Source organism: Xylophilus rhododendri (genome assembly GCF_009906855.1).
Lineage (GTDB): Bacteria > Pseudomonadota > Gammaproteobacteria > Burkholderiales > Burkholderiaceae_C > Xylophilus > Xylophilus rhododendri.
Genome location: NZ_CP047650.1, coordinates 4,884,205 through 4,901,521, shown reverse-complemented (window position 1 = coordinate 4,901,521; position 17,317 = coordinate 4,884,205). Strand labels below are relative to the sequence as shown.

13 protein-coding genes and 1 tRNA gene are annotated in these 17,317 nt (G+C 69.1%); 6 read left to right on the top strand and 8 right to left on the bottom strand.

Features of this window, described 5'->3' with window-relative positions; genetic code table 11:
- Window positions 1-59 precede the first annotated feature (59 nt).
- Window positions 60-2,219, top strand: a complete 2,160-nt coding sequence (locus GT347_RS22690) for a carboxypeptidase regulatory-like domain-containing protein (RefSeq protein ID WP_160554345.1) — start codon at window positions 60-62, stop codon at window positions 2,217-2,219.
- A 15-nt stretch (window positions 2,220-2,234) separates the two neighbouring features.
- On the opposite strand, the gene GT347_RS22685 is transcribed toward GT347_RS22690, so the two are convergent.
- Window positions 2,235-3,137 (bottom strand): ZIP family metal transporter, encoded by a 903-nt coding sequence (locus tag GT347_RS22685; protein ID WP_160554344.1) that lies wholly within the window; start codon window positions 3,135-3,137, stop codon window positions 2,235-2,237.
- A 98-nt stretch (window positions 3,138-3,235) separates the two neighbouring features.
- Window positions 3,236-6,088, bottom strand: coding sequence for a DNA polymerase I (gene polA, locus GT347_RS22680; RefSeq protein WP_160554343.1), 2,853 nt, complete (start codon window positions 6,086-6,088; stop codon window positions 3,236-3,238).
- 61 nt (window positions 6,089-6,149) lie between these two features.
- Here polA and GT347_RS22675 point away from each other — a divergent pair, with 61 nt between their 5' ends.
- The 3 genes from GT347_RS22675 to GT347_RS22665 all read left to right on the top strand — a co-directional run bounded on the left by GT347_RS22675 (window position 6,150) and on the right by GT347_RS22665 (window position 8,421).
- On the top strand, window positions 6,150-6,488 hold the full coding sequence (locus GT347_RS22675; RefSeq protein WP_160554342.1) for a hypothetical protein: 339 nt from the start codon (window positions 6,150-6,152) through the stop codon (window positions 6,486-6,488).
- A gap of 63 nt (window positions 6,489-6,551) precedes the next feature.
- Window positions 6,552-7,541, top strand: a complete 990-nt coding sequence (locus GT347_RS22670) for a homoserine kinase (protein ID WP_160554341.1) — start codon at window positions 6,552-6,554, stop codon at window positions 7,539-7,541.
- A 43-nt stretch (window positions 7,542-7,584) separates the two neighbouring features.
- On the top strand, window positions 7,585-8,421 hold the full coding sequence (locus GT347_RS22665; RefSeq protein WP_160554340.1) for a BPSS1780 family membrane protein: 837 nt from the start codon (window positions 7,585-7,587) through the stop codon (window positions 8,419-8,421).
- An 18-nt stretch (window positions 8,422-8,439) separates the two neighbouring features.
- Here the strand turns inward: GT347_RS22665 and GT347_RS22660 are convergent, their stop codons facing one another.
- Window positions 8,440-10,830: a UvrD-helicase domain-containing protein gene (locus tag GT347_RS22660; protein WP_160554339.1), complete on the bottom strand. Its 2,391-nt coding sequence runs from the start codon at window positions 10,828-10,830 to the stop codon at window positions 8,440-8,442.
- A gap of 48 nt (window positions 10,831-10,878) precedes the next feature.
- Between GT347_RS22660 and GT347_RS22655 the strand changes: the two genes are divergently transcribed.
- Together GT347_RS22655 and GT347_RS22650 are read left to right on the top strand one after the other, a co-directional pair.
- Window positions 10,879-11,571 carry a hypothetical protein gene (locus GT347_RS22655; protein WP_160554338.1) on the top strand — a complete coding sequence of 231 codons (693 nt, stop codon included), beginning with the start codon at window positions 10,879-10,881 and terminating at the stop codon, window positions 11,569-11,571.
- Between the two features lie 163 nt (window positions 11,572-11,734).
- Entirely contained in the window at window positions 11,735-12,712 is a 978-nt protein-coding gene (locus GT347_RS22650; RefSeq protein ID WP_160554337.1) for a GMP reductase, read from the top strand.
- 68 nt (window positions 12,713-12,780) lie between these two features.
- Here GT347_RS22650 and GT347_RS22645 read toward each other — a convergent pair.
- From GT347_RS22645 to GT347_RS22625, 5 genes are all read right to left on the bottom strand, one after another.
- Window positions 12,781-12,856: transfer RNA gene (locus GT347_RS22645), tRNA-Lys, on the bottom strand.
- 138 nt (window positions 12,857-12,994) lie between these two features.
- Window positions 12,995-14,242: a CaiB/BaiF CoA transferase family protein gene (locus tag GT347_RS22640; RefSeq protein ID WP_160554336.1), complete on the bottom strand. Its 1,248-nt coding sequence runs from the start codon at window positions 14,240-14,242 to the stop codon at window positions 12,995-12,997.
- On the bottom strand, window positions 14,239-15,312 hold the full coding sequence (locus GT347_RS22635) for an acyl-CoA dehydrogenase family protein (protein WP_160554335.1): 1,074 nt from the start codon (window positions 15,310-15,312) through the stop codon (window positions 14,239-14,241). Before GT347_RS22635 ends, GT347_RS22640 begins: the two co-directional genes overlap by 4 nt.
- A gap of 4 nt (window positions 15,313-15,316) precedes the next feature.
- Window positions 15,317-16,537: an acyl-CoA dehydrogenase family protein gene (locus tag GT347_RS22630; RefSeq protein WP_229722437.1), complete on the bottom strand. Its 1,221-nt coding sequence runs from the start codon at window positions 16,535-16,537 to the stop codon at window positions 15,317-15,319.
- Between the two features lie 5 nt (window positions 16,538-16,542).
- Window positions 16,543-17,313, bottom strand: a complete 771-nt coding sequence (locus GT347_RS22625) for an enoyl-CoA hydratase/isomerase family protein (RefSeq protein ID WP_160554334.1) — start codon at window positions 17,311-17,313, stop codon at window positions 16,543-16,545.
- Window positions 17,314-17,317 lie beyond the last annotated feature (4 nt).

The window sequence follows — 17,317 nt, the reverse complement described above, 5'->3', positions numbered from 1 at the left end:
ACCTACGCTGGGCCGGCTCTCAATTTAGAGGCGATGACCCATCCGTGGAGCCCGGCAACATGAAATTCAAGCCAGAGATCGAAACCTCTTCCCGCAGGCAGAACCGGCGCACGACGCGCCTGGCTGCAGCCTTCCTCGTCGGCGCGACCGCGCTGCTCCTGTCGGCCTGTGGCGGCAGCGGCAACAGCACCGTGGCCAGCGGTGGCGCCGGCTCCGGCGGCAGCACCGATACCGGCAGCGGCGGAGGCGGATCGGTCTCGCCGACCACCACCACCCTGAGCGGCGTGGCCGCCACCGGCGCGCCGTTCGCCGGCGCCGCGGTCACCGTCACCGACAGCACCGGCACCACCGTCTGCAGCACCACCACCGCCGCCGATGGCAGCTACAGCTGCACGCTGCCGGCCAGCACCGCCGCGCCGCTGGTGATCCGCGCGGTGCGCGACGACCAGGCGCTCTACAGCGTCACCGCCTCCTCGGCCACCGGCACGGCCAATGTCACGCCGCTGACCACCATCATCGTCGCGCGCTTGGCTTCCGACGGCAATCCGGCCAGCCTCGCCGGCACCATCCAGACCACGCCGGCCACCGTCACCGCGGCCACGCTGCAGACCCAGGTCGATGCGCTGAAGACCGCCCTGGCGCCGGTCCTCGCCCTGCTCGGCCAGACCATCGATCCGATCTCCGGCGTCTTCGCCGCCGACGGCAGCGGCCAGGACAAGGTGCTGGACGCGCTGTCCATCACCGTGCGGCCCAACGGCAGCAGCGCCAATATCGAGATCAGCGTGAAGACCTCGTCGAGCGACGCCGTCTTCGTGGCCTTCGACAGCAGCGCGGCGACCATCCCGCCGCTGCCGGTGACCTCGACCACCACCGTCGCCACGGTGCCGACGCCCGCCATCCTGGCCGACCTGGCCAGCCGCATGACGGCCTGCTATGCGCTGCCGCTGAGCCAGCGGGTCAATGCCGGCAGCGACACGGGCAACAGCATCGGCGAGCCGGCCAACGTGATCGCGCCGGTCTGCCGCCAGCTCTTCGTCGGCAACGATCCCGCCACCTACTACAACAGCGGCCTGCACGTGGGCCGCGATGCCAACAACGGCGGCGCCTTCGCCAGCCTGTTCCGCAGCGGCGCCACCGGCCTGGTGTGGGATCGCTTCAATGTCGAGTTCGTGCGCAGCAATGGCGACTACGTGATCACCTACCGCACCACCGACGCGACGGCCACCACCGACACCAACACCCTGGTGCTGCGCCTGGCCGACGGCTCGCTCAAGCTGAGCGGCAACGGCAATGCGTATTCGGCCGCCGTGAACGCCTATTCGGAAGACCGCGAGCTGGTCAACACACCCGCTTTCAGCTACTTCACCACCGGCTACAACATCAATGTGCCCAACGTGGTGGACAGCAACGGCAACTCCATCTTCACCAAGGTGGAAGTGACCTCGCCCTTCCCCAACCAGCCCAAGCTGACCCTGCTGCCCACCGCGGGCCTGTCCTTCATGGCGATCGCCCAGAACGGCGTGGCCAGCGGCACCAACATCCTGCGCCTGGCCGCCGTCTACGCGGACAGCGGCAAGAGCGGCAACCCGGCCAGCCTGGATCCGCTGGTCTACACACCCACGCAGTACACCGACGCCACCATCGCCGCGGTGCCCAACCAGGGCGTGTGGACCGTGGAGTTCTTCCACGTGGACGGCCGGACCAATGTGGTGCAGACCACCCGCACCATCTCGCGCGCCGAGACGCTGGGTGAAGTGAAGCAGCGTGTGTTCGTGCAGCTCACGGCCGGCATGCGAACCGAGATCCGCGCGGACTCGGGCGCCAACGGCTACCACCTCTTCGGAACCTCGACGGTGGCCGACCCCAACAACATCGACTTCAGCCAGGACAACAACGGCGATGCCTGGATGGTGCCCACCTTCGCCCTGGCGCCCACCAGCCTGTCGGTCAACGGCCGCGCGCCTTTCGGCAGCACCACCGCGGGCCAGCAGGGTGCACGTTTCAACGACAGCACCGGCCTGGCCAGCACCGCGCGCAAGGGCATCATCTACTGCGCGCCGCAGACCTCGTCCGACCGGCATTGCAGCACCAACAGCCTGGGCTTCAGCGAGTACGCGGCGGGCAGCAGCTTCAACCTGCTCGAACTGTCGGTGCGCAGCCCACGGCAGATCATCGTCAGCAAGAAAGTGGCGGTTTACAAGCTCGCAGACCCGAGCTGAGGCGCGGCCAGGGCCTCAGCCCTGGTCCACCTGCACGGCCACCGCCGAATGCCGGTGGCCGTGCTCGCCGGGCTCTTCCGGCTCGTGGGCCAGCCGGCTCACCACCACCACCAGCACGATGCCGCCGAGCAGCCAGGCGATCTGCGCAGCCGTCTGGCGTGAACTGAGGTGCCGCTGCAGCTGCGGGATCAGGTCGGCCAGCGCCACGTAGATGAAGCTGCTGGCGGCGGCCACCAGGAAATACGGCAGCAGGTCGTGCAGACGCTCCAGCAGGAAGTAACCGGCCAGGCCGCCGAGCGCGGTGACCGCACCGGCCAGCGACACCTTCACCAGCGCCATGCGCCGGCCGCCGGCCGAGTTGCGCATCACCACCAGGTCGCCGATATGGTGCGGCACCTCGTGCGCCAGCACCGCCACCGCCGCGACCAGGCCCAGCCGCAGGTCGGCCAGGAAGGCCGAGGCGATCATCACGCCGTCGCCGAAGCAGTGCACGCTGTCGCCGGTGACCAGCGCCCAGCCGCCGGAGGCGCGGGTGTGCGAATGCACATGCTCCTGTTCGGGGTGATCGTGGTGTGCATGGTCGGCGTGGTGATCGTGATGGCCGTGCCCGTGTGCATGGCCGGGCGCGGCATGCTCATGGCCGTGGTGCCACAGCTCGGCCTTGTCCAGCAGGAAGAAGAACACCACCCCGGCCAGCAGCACCGCGAACAGCCACTGCGGCTCGATGCCGCTCTCGAAGGCCTCGGGCAGCAGGTGCATGAAGGCGGTGGACAGCAAGGCCCCCGCCGCCAGGCTCAGCAGATGCTGCGGCCCCGGCCCGCGGCCAGACCCCACGCCCGCCTTCAGCAGCAGGGCCGCCACCCAGACGCTGCCCACACCCGCCGCCAGGGTCGCCACCAGAATTGCCAACAGTTCCATAAACCTCTCACCTCACGGTCCTCAAATAGAAACGGCCCCCCGATGTCCGAGGAGCCGCTGGGCTGTGCCGTTTTTATCTTAGCAACCGTGTCAAGCGCTCAATGCGCGGCTTCCCAGTTGCTGCCGAAACCGATCTCGGCCAGCAGCGGCACCTGCAGCGCCGCCACGCCGGCCATGATGCGCGGCACCTCGGTGCGCACCCAGTCGGCCTCGGACTCGGGCACCTCGAAGACCAGTTCGTCGTGCACCTGCATGATCATGCGGGTGGCGCGCTGCTGCTCGTCGAGCACCTTCTGCACCTCGACCATGCTGAGCTTGATCAGGTCGGCCGCCGTGCCCTGCATGGGCGCGTTGATCGCGGCGCGTTCGGCGCCGCCGCGGCGCGGGCCGTTGGGCGAGTTGATCTCGGGCAGGTAGAGGCGGCGGCCGAACACCGTCTCGACATAACCCTTCTCCTTGGCCGAGGCGCGGGTCTCGTCCATGTAGCGTTTCACACCCGCGAAACGCTGGAAGTAGCGGTCGATATAGGCGGCCGCCGCCTTGGTCTCGATGCCCAGGTTCTTCGCCAGCCCGAAGCTGCTCATGCCGTAGATCAGGCCGAAATTGATGACCTTGGCGTAGCGCCGCTGCTCGCTGGCGACCTCCTCCACCGCCACGCCGAAGACCTCCGCCGCCGTGGCGCGGTGCACGTCCAGGCCGTCCTGGAAGGCGCGCAGCAGGGCTTCGTCGCTGCTCAGGTGGGCCATGATGCGCAGCTCGATCTGGCTGTAGTCGGCGCTGGCGATCACGCTGCCCGGCGGCGCGACAAAGGCCTCGCGCACCCGCCGGCCCTCGGCCGTGCGCACGGGGATGTTCTGCAGGTTGGGATCGTTGCTGGAGAGCCGGCCGGTCACCGCCACCGCCTGCGCGTAGTGGGTGTGGACCCGGCCGGTACGCGGCAGGGCCAGGGTGCCCAGCTTGTCGGTATAGGTGCCCTTGAGTTTCGACAGGCCCCGGTGCTCCAGGATGCGCGCCGGCAGGGGATAGTCCTCGGCCAGCTTCTCCAGCACCTCCTCGTCGGTGCTGGGCGCGCCGCTCGGCGTCTTCTTGACCACCGGCAGGCCGAGCTTGACGAAGAAGATCTCGCCGATCTGCTTGGGGCTGCCCAGGTTGAAGGGCTGGCCGGCCAGTTCGTGGGCCTGCTGCTCCAGCTCCAGGATGCGCTGGCCGAGCTGGTGGCTCTGCTGGGCCAGGCGCTCGGCATCGATCATCACGCCGTTGCGCTCTATGCGGTAGAGCGCCTCGCTGCTCTTCATCTCCAGTTCGTAGATGTAGCGCAGCTTCTCGTCGGCCTCCAGGCGCGGCCACAGGGTGTTGTGCACATCCAGCGTCTGGTCGGAATCCTCGCAGGAGTATTCGGCCGCCTTGTCGATCGACACCTGGCTGAAGGGGATCTGGCTGGCGCCCTTGCCGCAGAGGTCTTCGTAGCTGATGCCGCTGCGGCCCAGGTGGCGCTCGGCCAGGCTGCCCAGGCCGTGGGGCTTGTGCACTTCCAGCACATAACTCTGCAGCATGGTGTCGTGGCGGTAGCCGCCGACTTCGATGCCGTGGTTGGCGAAGACGTGGCGGTCGTACTTCACATGCTGGCCGAGCTTGGCGCGGGAGGCGTCCTCCAGCCAGGGCTTGAGCCGCGCCAGCACCTCGTCGCGCGGCAGCTGGGCCGGCGCGTCGGGATAGTCGTGGGTCAGCGGGATGTAGGCGGCCTCGCCGGCCTCCACGCTCCAGCTGATGCCGACGATCTCGGCGCGCATCTCGTCGAGGGAGGTGGTTTCGGTGTCGATGGCAACCAGTCCGGCGGCCTGCACCCGGGCGAACCAGGTGTCGAAGGCGGCCCAGTCCAGGATGGTGTCGTAGCGGACGTTGCTGACCTTCTCTGCCGCCTGCACCTCGGGCTCGTCGAACAGGCCCGGATCGGGGCTGCGGCCGGGCTTCTTCGATTTCTCGATCAGCTCGGGCGGCTGTTCCTGCTCGTTGAGCGACTGCACCAGGCCCTTGAAGCCGAAGCGCTGGTAGAAGGCCTTCAGCTCCTCGGTCTGCTGCGCGCCCATGGCCACGCCTTCGAGCGAGGGCAGGCCCACGATGTGTTCGGCCAGGTCGCAATCGGTGCGGATGGTGACCAGCTCCCGGCCCTTGGGCAGCCATTCGATGGCGCCGCGCAGGTTCTCGCCCGCCACGCCCTTGATCTTGTCGGCCTGGGCCAGCAGGCCTTCGAGCGAGCCGTATTCCAGCAGCCACTTGGCGGCCGTCTTGGGGCCGACCTTGGGCACGCCGGGCACGTTGTCGACCGCGTCGCCCACCAGGGTCTGGTAATCGATCATCAGCGAAGGCGGCACGCCGAACTCGGCCGTCACGCCGGCCACGTCGCGTTTCTTGCCGTTCATCGTGTCGATGATGGTGATGCGCTCGTTCACCAGCTGGCTCAGGTCCTTGTCGCCGCTGGAGACGATCACGTCCATGCCCTGCGCGGCCGCGGCCGCCGCCAGGGTGCCGATGACGTCGTCAGCCTCCACATGCGGCACGCACAGCACCGGCCAGCCGAGCAGGCGCACCACTTCGTGGATCGGCTCGATCTGGCTGCGCAGGTCCGGCGGCATCGGGCTGCGCTGGGCCTTGTATTCGGGATAGAGCGCGTCGCGGAAGGTCGGCCCGCTGGCGTCGAAGACGCAGGCCGCGTAGTGCGCGCGCACCTCGCGGCGCAGGGCGGCCAGCATGTTGACCATGCCGCGGATCGCGCCGGTGGCGGGGCTGGTCATGTCGCCGGCCACCGCCCGCAGGTCGGGCATGGCGTGGAAGGCGCGGTAGAGATAGCTGGAGCCGTCGACCAGCAGCAGGGTGTTGCGGCCGTGCTCCGGCGCGGCGGCGGGGGCGGGTGTGGAGGCGGCATCGGCCGCGGCGTTCGGAAGGTCGCTCATGGGCGGGGATTGTGCCTGCCAAGCCACGACCGGCGGCAGGCCAGCGCCTACAATCGAACCCATGTCCGCCCTCCCCCTCCTGCGCCCCGCCGCCATCCTGGCCGCGGCCCTTGCCTTCAGCCTGCTAGCGTCCGACGTGCGGGCCGAAGAACTGGTCGAAGGACCCGAGCCGCGCACCCCGCGGGTCGAGCAGAAGGTCGAGCACCTGCATGTGGGCGACGAAGGCACCTCCATCGACGAAGTGCGCTACGGCGGCCGCACCCAGAGCATCACGGTGCAGCCGCGCGGCGCCAAGGAATACGACGTGCAGCCGACGGACGGCGCGCGCCGCCGCGCTTCCGAGCGCGAAGGCGGCGATGCCAACGGCGGCGCCCGCACCTGGAAGATGATCGGCTTCTGATCGCGGCGCCCGCGCCTTCCTCCTCTTCCCGTCCCCCGACCGTTTCTCGTCTCCCCCTCTCCCATGGCCGTATTCACCGAAGTCTCCGAAGACGAGGCACGCAAGCTGATGCGCCAGTTGCGGCTGGGCGAACTCGTCAGCCTGCGCGGCATCGCCGGCGGCATCGAGAACACCAACTACTTCGTCACCGTGCAGCCCGACACCGCCGAGGGCGACCTGGGCGCCACGGTCGATTACGTGCTGACCCTGTTCGAGCGCCTGACCGCCGAACAGCTGCCCTTCTATCTCTACCTGATGCAGCACCTGGCCGCCCGCGGCATCCCGGTGCCCGACCCGGCGCCGGACCGCTCCGGCGACGTGCTGCATGCGCTGCTGGGCAAGCCCGCCGCCGTGGTCAACCGCCTGCCCGGCCGCAGCCAGCTGGCGCCCCAGGCGGCGCACTGCGCGGCCGTCGGCGACATGCTGGCCCGCATGCACCTGGCCGGCGCCGACTTCTCGCGCCAACAGCCCAATCTGCGGGGCCTGGCCTGGTGGAACGAGGTGGCGCCCACGGTGCTGCCGCATCTGGAGGCCGAACAGGCCCAGCTGCTGCGCGCCGAGCTGGCCTACCAGAACCACATCGCCGCCCAATCCGACAGCACCGCCCTGCCGCGCGGCCCGGTGCATGCCGACCTGTTCCGCGACAACGTGATGTTCGAGGGCGAGCGGCTCACCGGCTTCTTCGATTTCTACTTCGCGGGCATCGACAGCTTTCTCTTCGACATCGCCGTCTGCCTCAACGACTGGTGCATCGACCTGGAAACCGGCCTGCAGGACAGCGAACGCAGCCAGGCCTTCCTGGCCGCCTACACCGCCGTGCGCCCGCTGGAGCCCGCCGAACGGCGGCTCAGCACTGCCATGCTGCGGGCCGCCGCGCTGCGTTTCTGGATTTCGCGCCTGTGGGACTACCACCTGCCGCGCGACGCCGCCCTGCTCACGCCGCACGATCCCGGCCATTTCGAACGTGTGCTGCGCGGCCGCCTGGCCGAGGCACGCGATCCGATGCCCGCCTGAACCGCCCTTTTTCTTCCGCATCCTTCCACCGACTGCCCCTGACATGCACCTGAACGTCGTCCCCGCTCGCACCGGCCTGGCCTGGGCCCGCCAGGGCGTGCGCATCTTCTGGCGCCAGCCGGTGGCGCTGACGGCCTTGTTCATCCTGTTCCTGGCCTGCCTGAGCATGGCGGCGCTGGTGCCGGTGATCGGTTTCCTGGTGGTGCTGTGCCTGATGCCGGCGGCCACGCTCGGCCTGATGGCCGCCTCGCGCGATGCCGAGGCCGGCAAGCGGGCCCGGCCGTCCGCGCTGTTCTCTGCCTTCCGTGCCGGCCCCGCCTACGCGCGGCAGATGCTGCTGCTGGGCGCCCTGTACGCGGGCTGCTTCATCGTCATGCTGGGCATTTCGGCGCTGATCGATGGCGGCCAGTTCGCGCGCGCCTATGTGTCCGGCAACCGCAGCCCGGCCGAGATGTTCCAGGTGCCGGCGGTGCAGGCCGCCATGTGGCTCACGCTGCTGATGTACATGCCGCTGTCGATGCTGTTCTGGCATGCGCCGGCGCTGGTCTACTGGTACCGCATCTCGCCGCTGAAGAGCGTGTTCTTCAGCTTCATCGCCTGCATCCGCAACCTGCGGGCCTTCTCGGTCTATGCCCTGGCCTGGGTGGGCATCTTCCTGCTGTGGAGCGTGGCGGTGGGCACCTTCACCACCCTGCTGCTGCTGACCGGCCTGCTGGGCGACAGCGGCTCGGCCCTGGCCCTGAGCGTGACGGCCGGCATGATCACCATCTCGGCCCTGGCGCTGGCGGCGATGTTCTTCAACTCGCTGTATTTCACCTTCGTCGACTGCTTCGTGCATCCGGTGCCGGATGCACCGGCCGCCGAGCCCGCCGCCGCCTGAGCGGCAGGCCCGCCGTTTTCAGACCACCGTCAATTTGGCGACGGACAGCGCCAGCCACTTTACCCCGTGGCGCGGGAAGTTGACCTGGGCCCGCGCCTCCTCGCCGGCGCCCTCCACCGACAGCACGGTGCCTTCCCCGAACTTGTTGTGGAACACCTGCAGCCCCGCCCGCAGCCCATGGCTGGGCGCGGCCTTCTGCTGAACCACCGGTTGCGGCGCGGCACCCATGCCGAAGCTGCCCGATCCGCCGCCCCAGCCCGAGCCCGAACCGCCAGCGCCGGCCCGCGGCGCATAGGCGCCGAAGGCCGATTGCTTGGGCGTGATCCACTTCAGTGTGTTCTCGGGCAGCTCCTCGAAGAAGCGGCTCTTGACGTGGTAACGCGTCTGGCCGTGCAGCATGCGGGTCTGCGAATGGCTCAGGTACAGGCGCTTGCGCGCACGGGTGATCGCCACGTACATCAGGCGGCGCTCCTCTTCCAGGCCGTCGCGGTCGCTCATGGAGTTCTCGTGCGGGAACAGGCCCTCTTCCATGCCGCCGATGAAGACGCAGTCGAACTCCAGGCCCTTCGAGGCATGCACCGTCATCAGCTGCACGGCGTCCTGGCCGGCCTGGGCCTGGTTGTCGCCGGCCTCCAGGGCTGCATGGGTGAGGAAGGCGACCAGCGGGCTCTGGGTCTCGCCGGTCTCGGCGTCGAAGGCGGGCGGTTCGTCCAGCGGCTGGTCCAGCACCGGCTGGGACAGGTCCAGCCCCTGGCTGGCCGGCGACTGCGAGGGCCGCGCATCCATGCCGTTGGCATCGCGGCCGAAGCCCTCGATGGAGACGAAACTCTCGGCCGCGTTGACCAGTTCCTCCAGGTTCTCCACCCGGTCGGCGCCCTCGCGCTCGGCCCGGTAGTGGATCAGCAGGCCGCTGGCATCGAGCACCTGCTCGATGATGGCGCGCAGCGGCTGGCCCTGGCTCTGCTCGCGCACCACATCCACCAGCGCCACGAAGGCGCCCAGGTTGGTGCCGGCCTTGCCCTTGATGCTGGATACCGCGTCGTGCAGCGAGCAGCCCATCTCGCGCGCCGCATCCTGCAGTTGCTCCAGGCTGCGTGCGCCGATGCCGCGCGGCGGGAAGTTCACCACCCGCAGGAAACTGGTGTCGTCGCTCGGGTTCTCCAGCAGGCGCAGGTAGGCCAGCGCATGCTTGATTTCGGCGCGCTCGAAGAAGCGCAGGCCGCCATACACCCGGTAGGGCACGGCGGCGTTGAACAGCGCCGTCTCGATCACCCGGCTCTGCGCATTGCTGCGGTAGAGACAGGCGATCTCCTTGCGATCGGTGCCGTCGCGCACCAGTTGGCGGATCTCCTCGACGATCCACTGCGCCTCGGCGAAATCGCTGGTGGCCTCGTACACCCGCACCGGCTCGCCCGGACCCTGGTCGGTGCGCAGGTTCTTGCCCAGGCGCCGGCTGTTGTGGCTGATCAGGTGGTTGGCCGAGTCCAGGATGTTGCTGAAGCTGCGGTAGTTCTGCTCCAGCTTGATCTGGTGCTTCACATCGAATTCGCGCACGAAGTCGGCCATGTTGCCGACGTTGGCGCCACGGAAGGCGTAGATGCTCTGGTCGTCGTCGCCCACCGCCAGCACGCTGGCGTTCGGGCCGGCCAGTTGCTTCAACCAGGCGTACTGCAGCCGGTTGGTGTCCTGGAACTCATCGACCAGGATGTGGCGGAAGCGCTGCTGATAGTGCTCGCGCACTGGTGCGTGGTCGCGCAGCAGCTCGTAGCTGCGCAGCATCAGCTCGCCGAAATCGACCACGCCCTCGCGCTGGCACTGGGCCTCGTACAGGGCGTAGAGCTCCACCTTCTTGCGGTCGTCCTCGCCGCGCGGCTGGATGTCGGTGGGGCGGTTGCCGTCTTCCTTGGCGCCGCTGATGAAGTACTGCACCTGCTTGGCCGGGAAACGTTCGTCGTCGACCTTGTGCTCCTTCATCAGGCGCTTGATGGCCGAGAGCATGTCCTGCGTGTCCAGGATCTGGAAGGACTGCGGCAGGTTCACCAGCTTGTAATGCGCCCGCAGCAGGCGGTTGCACAGGCCGTGGAAGGTGCCGATCCACATGCCGCGGGTGTTCACCGGCAGCATGGCCTGGAGACGCGCCTGCATCTCCTTGGCGGCCTTGTTGGTGAAGGTCACCGCCAGGATGCCGCCGGGCGAGACCTGGCCGGTCTGCAGCAGCCAGGCGATGCGGGTGGTGAGCACCCGCGTCTTGCCCGAGCCGGCGCCGGCCAGGATCAGCGCATGGCCGGCCGGCAGCGTCACCGCCGCCAGCTGTTCGGGATTGAGGTTGGCGAGCAGCGGCGCGGAGGCCGCTGGGCCGGATGCGGGCTGTGCCGCGAACAGGCCGTCCTGCGAGGAGTCTGGAAACATCGGGCGATTGTAGAAACTCCGTCGCGCCAAGGCGTTAGGCTATTGGTCATGACCTCGCTTTCCCGGCTGGCACCAGCCCTTCTCGCTGCCCTGGCGGTGTTCTCGGCCACCGGCGCGGCGGCCGCCGCGCTCTGCAGCAGCGACAGCAAGGCGCCGCCGCGGGTGATCGTCGAACGTTTCCTGCCCGACACCTGCAGCCAGTGCTGGTCGCGCCCCGTCGCCCAGGCCGACCGCGGCGCCTTCACCATCGACTGGATCGTGCCCGGCGACGACAGCCAGGCGCCTTTGGCCGCCGCCGCACTGCCCGAGGCCAGCGAACGCCTGGCCGCGCTGGGCTACACACCCGAAACACCCGAGCCGCAGTTCTGGAAATGGCGCCACCCCGTCGTCTCCGCCCAGGGCGGCAAGCTGCGGGTGGCGCAGGGGCCGGCGGTCAACGACTACCTGGGTGTGTCCATCGGCTGGACGCCCCCGCCCGCCGCGGCCGGCGGCCCCTTCGATGCCTGGCTGCTGCTGATCGAGGACCTGCCGGCCGGCAGCGCCGGAGCGACCGGTGCGCGCCGCCTGGTGCGCGGCGCCCTCTCCGTCGAGCACATCGCCCTCGATGCCAAGGGCTGGAGCGAGCGGCGCTCCATGCACATCCCCGAAGGCGCCGATCCCGCGAAGCTGCGCCTGGTGGGCTGGATCGCCGACGACCGCGGCCGGCTGATCGCCTCCGCCGCCAGCCACTGCACACCCTGAGAACGCGGGACTTGTCGAGCGCCCCGGCCATATAAGGTCTATACGCCCCACCGGGCCGCACGCCTAAACGGTCGGCCTAGAATGGATCACCGGGCCTACTATTTTTGGTGCCCGGTTTTTCTTTCGGCACCCTGCCGGAAGCGGCGCCGGGGCCGTCATTCCCATGCAGATCTTCGATTACGACAACGTCCTGCTGCTGCCGCGCAAATGCCGGGTGCAGAGCCGGTCAGAGTGCGACACCACCGCCACCCTGGGCGGCCGCAGTTTCCGCCTTCCCGTCGTGCCGGCCAACATGCGCACCGTGGTCGATGCCCGCATCTGCCGCTGGATGGCCGCCAACGGCTACTTCTACGTGATGCACCGCTTCGACCTCGACAACGTCGAGTTCGTGCGCCAGATGCGCGAAGCCGGCCTCTTCGCCTCCATCTCCCTGGGCGTGAAGCCGGCCGACTACACGACCGTCGATCGCCTGGCCGCCGAGGGCCTGCAGCCCGAATACATCACCATCGACATCGCCCACGGCCATGCCGACACGGTGCAGGCCATGATCGGCCACATCAAGCAAAAGCTGCCGGCCAGCTTCGTCATCGCCGGCAACATCGGCACGCCCGAGGCGGTGATCGACCTGGAGAGCTGGGGCGCGGACGCCACCAAGGTCGGCATCGGCCCGGGCAAGGTCTGCATCACCCGGCTGAAGACCGGCTTCGGCACCGGCGGCTGGCAGCTCTCGGCGCTGAAGTGGTGCGCCGGCGTGGCCACCAAACCCATCATTGCCGACGGCGGCATCCGCGAGCACGGCGACATCGCCAAGAGCATCCGTTTCGGCGCCAGCATGGTGATGATCGGCAGCCTGCTCGCCGGCCACGAGGAGTCGCCCGGCGAATCGGTGGAGGTCGACGGCCAGCGCTTCAAGGAGTACTACGGCAGCGCCAGCGACTTCAACAAGGGCGAGTACCGCCACGTGGAAGGCAAACGCATCCTGCAGCCGCACAAGGGCGCGCTCGCCGGCACCCTGACCGAGATGCAGCAGGACCTGCAGAGCAGCATCAGCTACGCCGGCGGCACGCAGCTGGCCGACCTGAAGCGCGCCAACTATGTGGTGCTGGGTGGCGACAACGCGGGCGAGCACCTGACGATGTGAGCCTCTGCCAGCCCGAAACGACAAAACCCCCAGCACCGGAAGCGCTGGGGGTTTTATTCGCGAAGTGGTGGTGGGCCCTGAGTGACTCGAACACTCGACCTACGGATTAAGAGTCCGCTGCTCTACCAACTGAGCTAAGAGCCCACTTCGAAACCGTCAAATTTCTGCAGGAGAAAAACTCCTTGCTTTGCTACCGATTCAGCCTGAGCCTGCTTGGTAGCGAGCCTCGAATTATGCAACAGAAAATTCCAACTACGCAAGTAAGCCGAAAAAAATCTGCTGCTACACCACGCCGCCGGCCCGCAAGGCCGCGATCTCGCCGGCCCCCATCCCGATGTCCGCCAGCACGGCATCGGTATCCGCCCCCAGCAAGGGCGGCGCCTCGTCGAAGGCCAGCGGCATCTGCTGGAAGCGCAGCGGGCTGACGATCTGCGGCACCTTGCCGGCGGTCGGATGGTCGAGGTAGCGCAGCATCTCCCGGTGCAGGATCTGCGGCTCCTGCAGGATCTCGGCGATGTCGTTGATCGGGCTGCAGGGCACGCCGTGGCGGCGCAGCAGTTCGATGATCTCCGGGCGCGGGCGCTGTCCGATCTCGGCCCTGATGAATGCCATCAGCGGCTGCAGGTTCACCACCCGGTCGCTGTTGAGCGCGTAGCGCGGATCGCGCGCCAGCTGCGGCGCGCCGACCGCTTCGCAGAAGGCGGCGAACTGGCCGTCGTTGCCCACGGCCAGCACCATTTGTTTGCCGTCGCTGCAGGTGAAGACGTCCTGCGGCTGGATGTTGGGATGCTTGTTTCCCATGCGGCGCGGCGTCTTGCCCGAGACCAGGTAGTTCATGCCCTGGTTGGCGATGGTGGCCACCATCACGTCCAGCATGGCCAGGTCGATGTAGTCGCCCTGCCCCGTTTTCTCGCGCTGCGCCAGCGCGCCCAGCACGCCGACCGCTGTCCACATGCCGGTCATCACGTCGATGATCGGCATGCCGACCTTCTGCGGCCCGCCGCCGGGCTCGCCGTCGCGTTCGCCGGTCACGCTCATCAGGCCGCCCATGGCCTGGATCATGAAGTCGTAGGCGGGCAGCCTGGCCAGCGGCCCGGTCTGGCCGAAGCCGGTGACCGAGCAGTAGATGATGTCGGGCCGCACCGCCTTCAGGCTCTCGTAGTCCAGGCCGAACTTCGCCAGCGTGCCGACCTTGTAGTTCTCCAGCACGATGTCGGCGTCGGCGGCCAGCCGGCGCACGATCTCCTGGCCCTCGGGACGGCTGATGTCGAGGGTGACCGAGCGCTTGCCGCGGTTGGCCGCCAGGAAGTAGCAGGCCTCGCGGGTCTCGCGGCCTTCGGCGTCCTTCAGGAAGGGCGGACCCCAGACGCGGGTGTCGTCGCCCGCGCCGGGGCGTTCCACCTTGATCACCTGCGCGCCCATGTCGGCCAACACCTGGCCGGCCCAGGGGCCCGCCAGCACCCGGCTCAGGTCCAGCACCTTGAGGTGCGACAGCGGTCCGCTGCGCGGCTTGGGAAATGCCTGGCTCATGCGGCTACCTCGTGGGCGAAGACCGTGCCCTGCGCACGTTCGAGATGTTCGGCGCTGCCGCCGTATTCGAATTCGGCCGCCACCAGGCGGCGCGCCAGGCGGGCGGCCGGCAGCTCCTCGGTCATGCCCATGCCGCCATGCGCCTGGATCGCCGTCTCGCCCATGCGGCGGCCGGTGCGGCCCAGCTGCAGCTTGAGCAGCGAGACCAGGCGTGGCGCCGGCAGGCGCTCTCCTTCGGCGGCATCGATGGCCGACTGGGCCAGCGCCCGGAAGTTCTCGTAGCCCACATACATGTCGGCGACCTGGTGGCGCAGCACCTGGAAACTCGCCAGCTCCACGCCGAACTGCTTGCGGGTGGACAGATATTCGATGGTCAGCTCCACCAGCCGGCCCATGGCGCCCACGCAGAGCGCCGAAGTCACCAGCACGCCGGCCTGCAGCACTTCTTCGTGCCAGCCCGGGCCAGGCTGCAGCGCATGCGCCGCCGGCACCGCCATGCCATCAAGGCGCAAGCGCAGGCGGGGCGCGCCATCCATGCCGGGATAGGCGGCGCCGGCCTGCAGGCCGGCGGCGTGCGCCGGCACGATCCACAGCGGCTGGTCCGCCTGGCCGCCATCGATCAAATAGTGGGTGGCACGCACCGCGGCGATGCCCGGCAGCGTGCCGTCGAGCCGCCAGCCGCCGTCCTCGGCCAGGGTGGCGCGCAGGTCGCCCGCCGCAAGCGCGACGGTGGCGCTGCCGTCGGCAACCCGCGCCAGCAAGGCCAGCGCCGCCGCGCTGCCGCAGCGGCGCAGCGCCAGCGGCACCGCATGGCAGAGCATGGCCAGCGGCAGGAACAGGCCGGCCCGGCCGCAGCCCTCGGCCACGGCGGCCAGGTCCGGCAGGCCGGCTTCCAGCCCGCCCAGCGCCTCGGGCACCAGCAGGGCCGGCCAGCCCAGTTCGCCAGCGGTGCGCGCGGCATCCTGCACGGCGCCCAGGGCGTCGTGCTGCCGTGCGCTCACGTCGGCGGCGAAACGCAGCGCGGCGTCGTACATCTCGCCGGCAAAGGCCGGCTGTGCTTGAAAGGCCATGGGTTCAGGCTCCGAAAATTTCGCGTGCGATCACATTGCGCAGCACTTCGCTGGTGCCGCCGGCAATCGTCTTGGAACGGTAGAAGAGGTAGTTGTGCAGCCAGTTGGCATCGCCCAGCCATTCGGCGCCGCCCTGCTGCTCCGGGTCGCGGAAGCTGCTCGCCAAGGCCGGGCCGGCGGCATCCATGCCGATGGCGACGATCTCCTGCGACAGCTCCGAGCAGCGCAGCTTCAGCGCCGAGGGCCGCGAGCCCAGCGGCCGGCCGTGCCTGGCATCGTCGATCGCCTTGACCGCCAGCTCGCGCACGCCGATCAGCGCCGCCTCGGCCAAGAGCAGGCGCTCCTCCAGCGCGTGACGGCCGCGCGGCAGCCGCGCCGCATCCACATGGGCCCGCACCGCCCGCTGGGCCGAGCGCAGCAGCTGCGTCAATTGCGGGATGGCGCTGGCGCCCACCCGTTCGCGGTCCAGCAGGTACTTGGCATAGGACCAGGCCTGGCCCTCCTCGCCCACCCGCTGCGCCACCGGCACCCGCACCTTGTCGAGGAAGATCTCGTTGACATGGTGCCAGCCGTCGATGGTCTGGATCGCCCGGCGGGTGATGCCCGGCGTATCCAGCGGGATCAGCAGCAAGGTGATGCCCTGTTGCTTACGGCCGCTGGCATCGGTGCGCACCAGCGTGTACATCAGGTCGGCTTCCTGGGCGTGCGAGGTCCAGATCTTCTGGCCGTCGACGATGTAGTCCTCGCCGTCGCGCACCGCCTGGGTCTTGAGCGACGCCAGATCGGAGCCGGCGCCGGGCTCCGAATAGCCCTGGCACCACCAGTCCTCGCCGTTCAGGATGCCCGGCAAATAGCGCGCCTTCTGCTCGTCGCTGCCGAAGGCCATCAGCACCGGGCCGATGTGGCCGATGCCGTGGTGGTACTGCGGCGGGCAGTCGAGCGCGGCGGTGACTTCCTCGAAGACGTAGCGCTTCTTCTGGTCCCAGCCGGTGCCGCCGTACTCCACCGGCCAGCCGGGGGCCGACCAGCCGCGCCGATGCAGCGCCTTCTGCCAGGCGCTGTATTCGGCGCGGTGCAGCTTGGCATTGGCCGCCACCGCCGCCCGCACCTGCGGCGGGCAATGTTCGCGGGCGAAGGCCTCGACTTCGGCGCGGAAGGCTGCTTCTTCTTGCGGGGTCAGGAGCGAGGGTGAGGATGTCATGCGGTCAAGGGTGTCGGTGGGCATGCGGCTCAGCTGCGGTCGAAGCGCGGCGCGCGTTTTTCCAGGAAGGCCGCGCGCAGCTCCTGTGAATCGGCGGTACGCGACAGCGCATGGGTCATGTTCTGCTCGTGCCGGTAGCCTTCGCGCTCGGGCATCACGGCCGTCAGCCGCATCGCTTCCTTGGCGTAGTGCAGGCCGGTGGGACTCTTGGCGGCGATCTCGCGGGCGATGGCCAGGGCCTGCGGCATCAGCTCGGCCGCCGGCACGCAGGCCTCCACCAGGCCCAGGCGGTAAAGCTCCTGGGCCGTCACTTTCATGCCGGTGAAGAACATGCGCCGGGCGCGCGACTTGCCGAACACGCCCTGCAGCAGCGCCGCGCCGCCGGCCAGGCCGACGTTGATCTCCGGCATCTGCACATAGGCGCTGTCGGCGGCCAGCCAGATGTCGCAGGACACCGCCAGCGCGAAGCCCGCGCCGATGGCCGCGCCGTTGATGGCGGCGATGGTCGGCTTGCTGCATTCGGCGATGGCGTTGAAGCTCTCGCGCACATGGCGGTTGTGGCGCCAGAAGGCGCCGGGCTCCTCGGCCGAGGGCCGGTCCTTCAGGTCGGCGCCGGCCGAAAAGCAGCTGCCCTGGCCGGTCAACACGATGCAGCGCACCGCCTCGCTGTCGTTGAGCATGTCGAAGGCCTGGGTGATCTCGGCGCGCAGCAAGGCGTTCTGCGCATTGACCGGCGGCCGCGCCAGGGTGAGCACGGCGACGCCGCCATCGACGGACAGCTGCAGGGTCTGGAATTCCATGGCG

What these genes read in the sequence shown, in the direction of transcription:
- GT347_RS22635 (WP_160554335.1), bottom strand. Translation starts at nt 15,312, where the DNA reads ATGGCCTTTCAAGCACAGCCGGCCTTTGCCGGCGAGATGTACGACGCC.
- polA (WP_160554343.1), bottom strand. Translation starts at nt 6,088, where the DNA reads ATGAGCGACCTTCCGAACGCCGCGGCCGATGCCGCCTCCACACCCGCC.
- GT347_RS22670 (WP_160554341.1), top strand. Translation starts at nt 6,552, where the DNA reads ATGGCCGTATTCACCGAAGTCTCCGAAGACGAGGCACGCAAGCTGATG.
- GT347_RS22665 (WP_160554340.1), top strand. Translation starts at nt 7,585, where the DNA reads ATGCACCTGAACGTCGTCCCCGCTCGCACCGGCCTGGCCTGGGCCCGC.
- GT347_RS22675 (WP_160554342.1), top strand. Translation starts at nt 6,150, where the DNA reads ATGTCCGCCCTCCCCCTCCTGCGCCCCGCCGCCATCCTGGCCGCGGCC.
- GT347_RS22655 (WP_160554338.1), top strand. Translation starts at nt 10,879, where the DNA reads ATGACCTCGCTTTCCCGGCTGGCACCAGCCCTTCTCGCTGCCCTGGCG.
- GT347_RS22650 (WP_160554337.1), top strand. Translation starts at nt 11,735, where the DNA reads ATGCAGATCTTCGATTACGACAACGTCCTGCTGCTGCCGCGCAAATGC.
- GT347_RS22630 (WP_229722437.1), bottom strand. Translation starts at nt 16,537, where the DNA reads ATGCCCACCGACACCCTTGACCGCATGACATCCTCACCCTCGCTCCTG.
- GT347_RS22640 (WP_160554336.1), bottom strand. Translation starts at nt 14,242, where the DNA reads ATGAGCCAGGCATTTCCCAAGCCGCGCAGCGGACCGCTGTCGCACCTC.
- GT347_RS22690 (WP_160554345.1), top strand. Translation starts at nt 60, where the DNA reads ATGAAATTCAAGCCAGAGATCGAAACCTCTTCCCGCAGGCAGAACCGG.
- GT347_RS22625 (WP_160554334.1), bottom strand. Translation starts at nt 17,313, where the DNA reads ATGGAATTCCAGACCCTGCAGCTGTCCGTCGATGGCGGCGTCGCCGTG.
- GT347_RS22660 (WP_160554339.1), bottom strand. Translation starts at nt 10,830, where the DNA reads ATGTTTCCAGACTCCTCGCAGGACGGCCTGTTCGCGGCACAGCCCGCA.
- GT347_RS22685 (WP_160554344.1), bottom strand. Translation starts at nt 3,137, where the DNA reads ATGGAACTGTTGGCAATTCTGGTGGCGACCCTGGCGGCGGGTGTGGGC.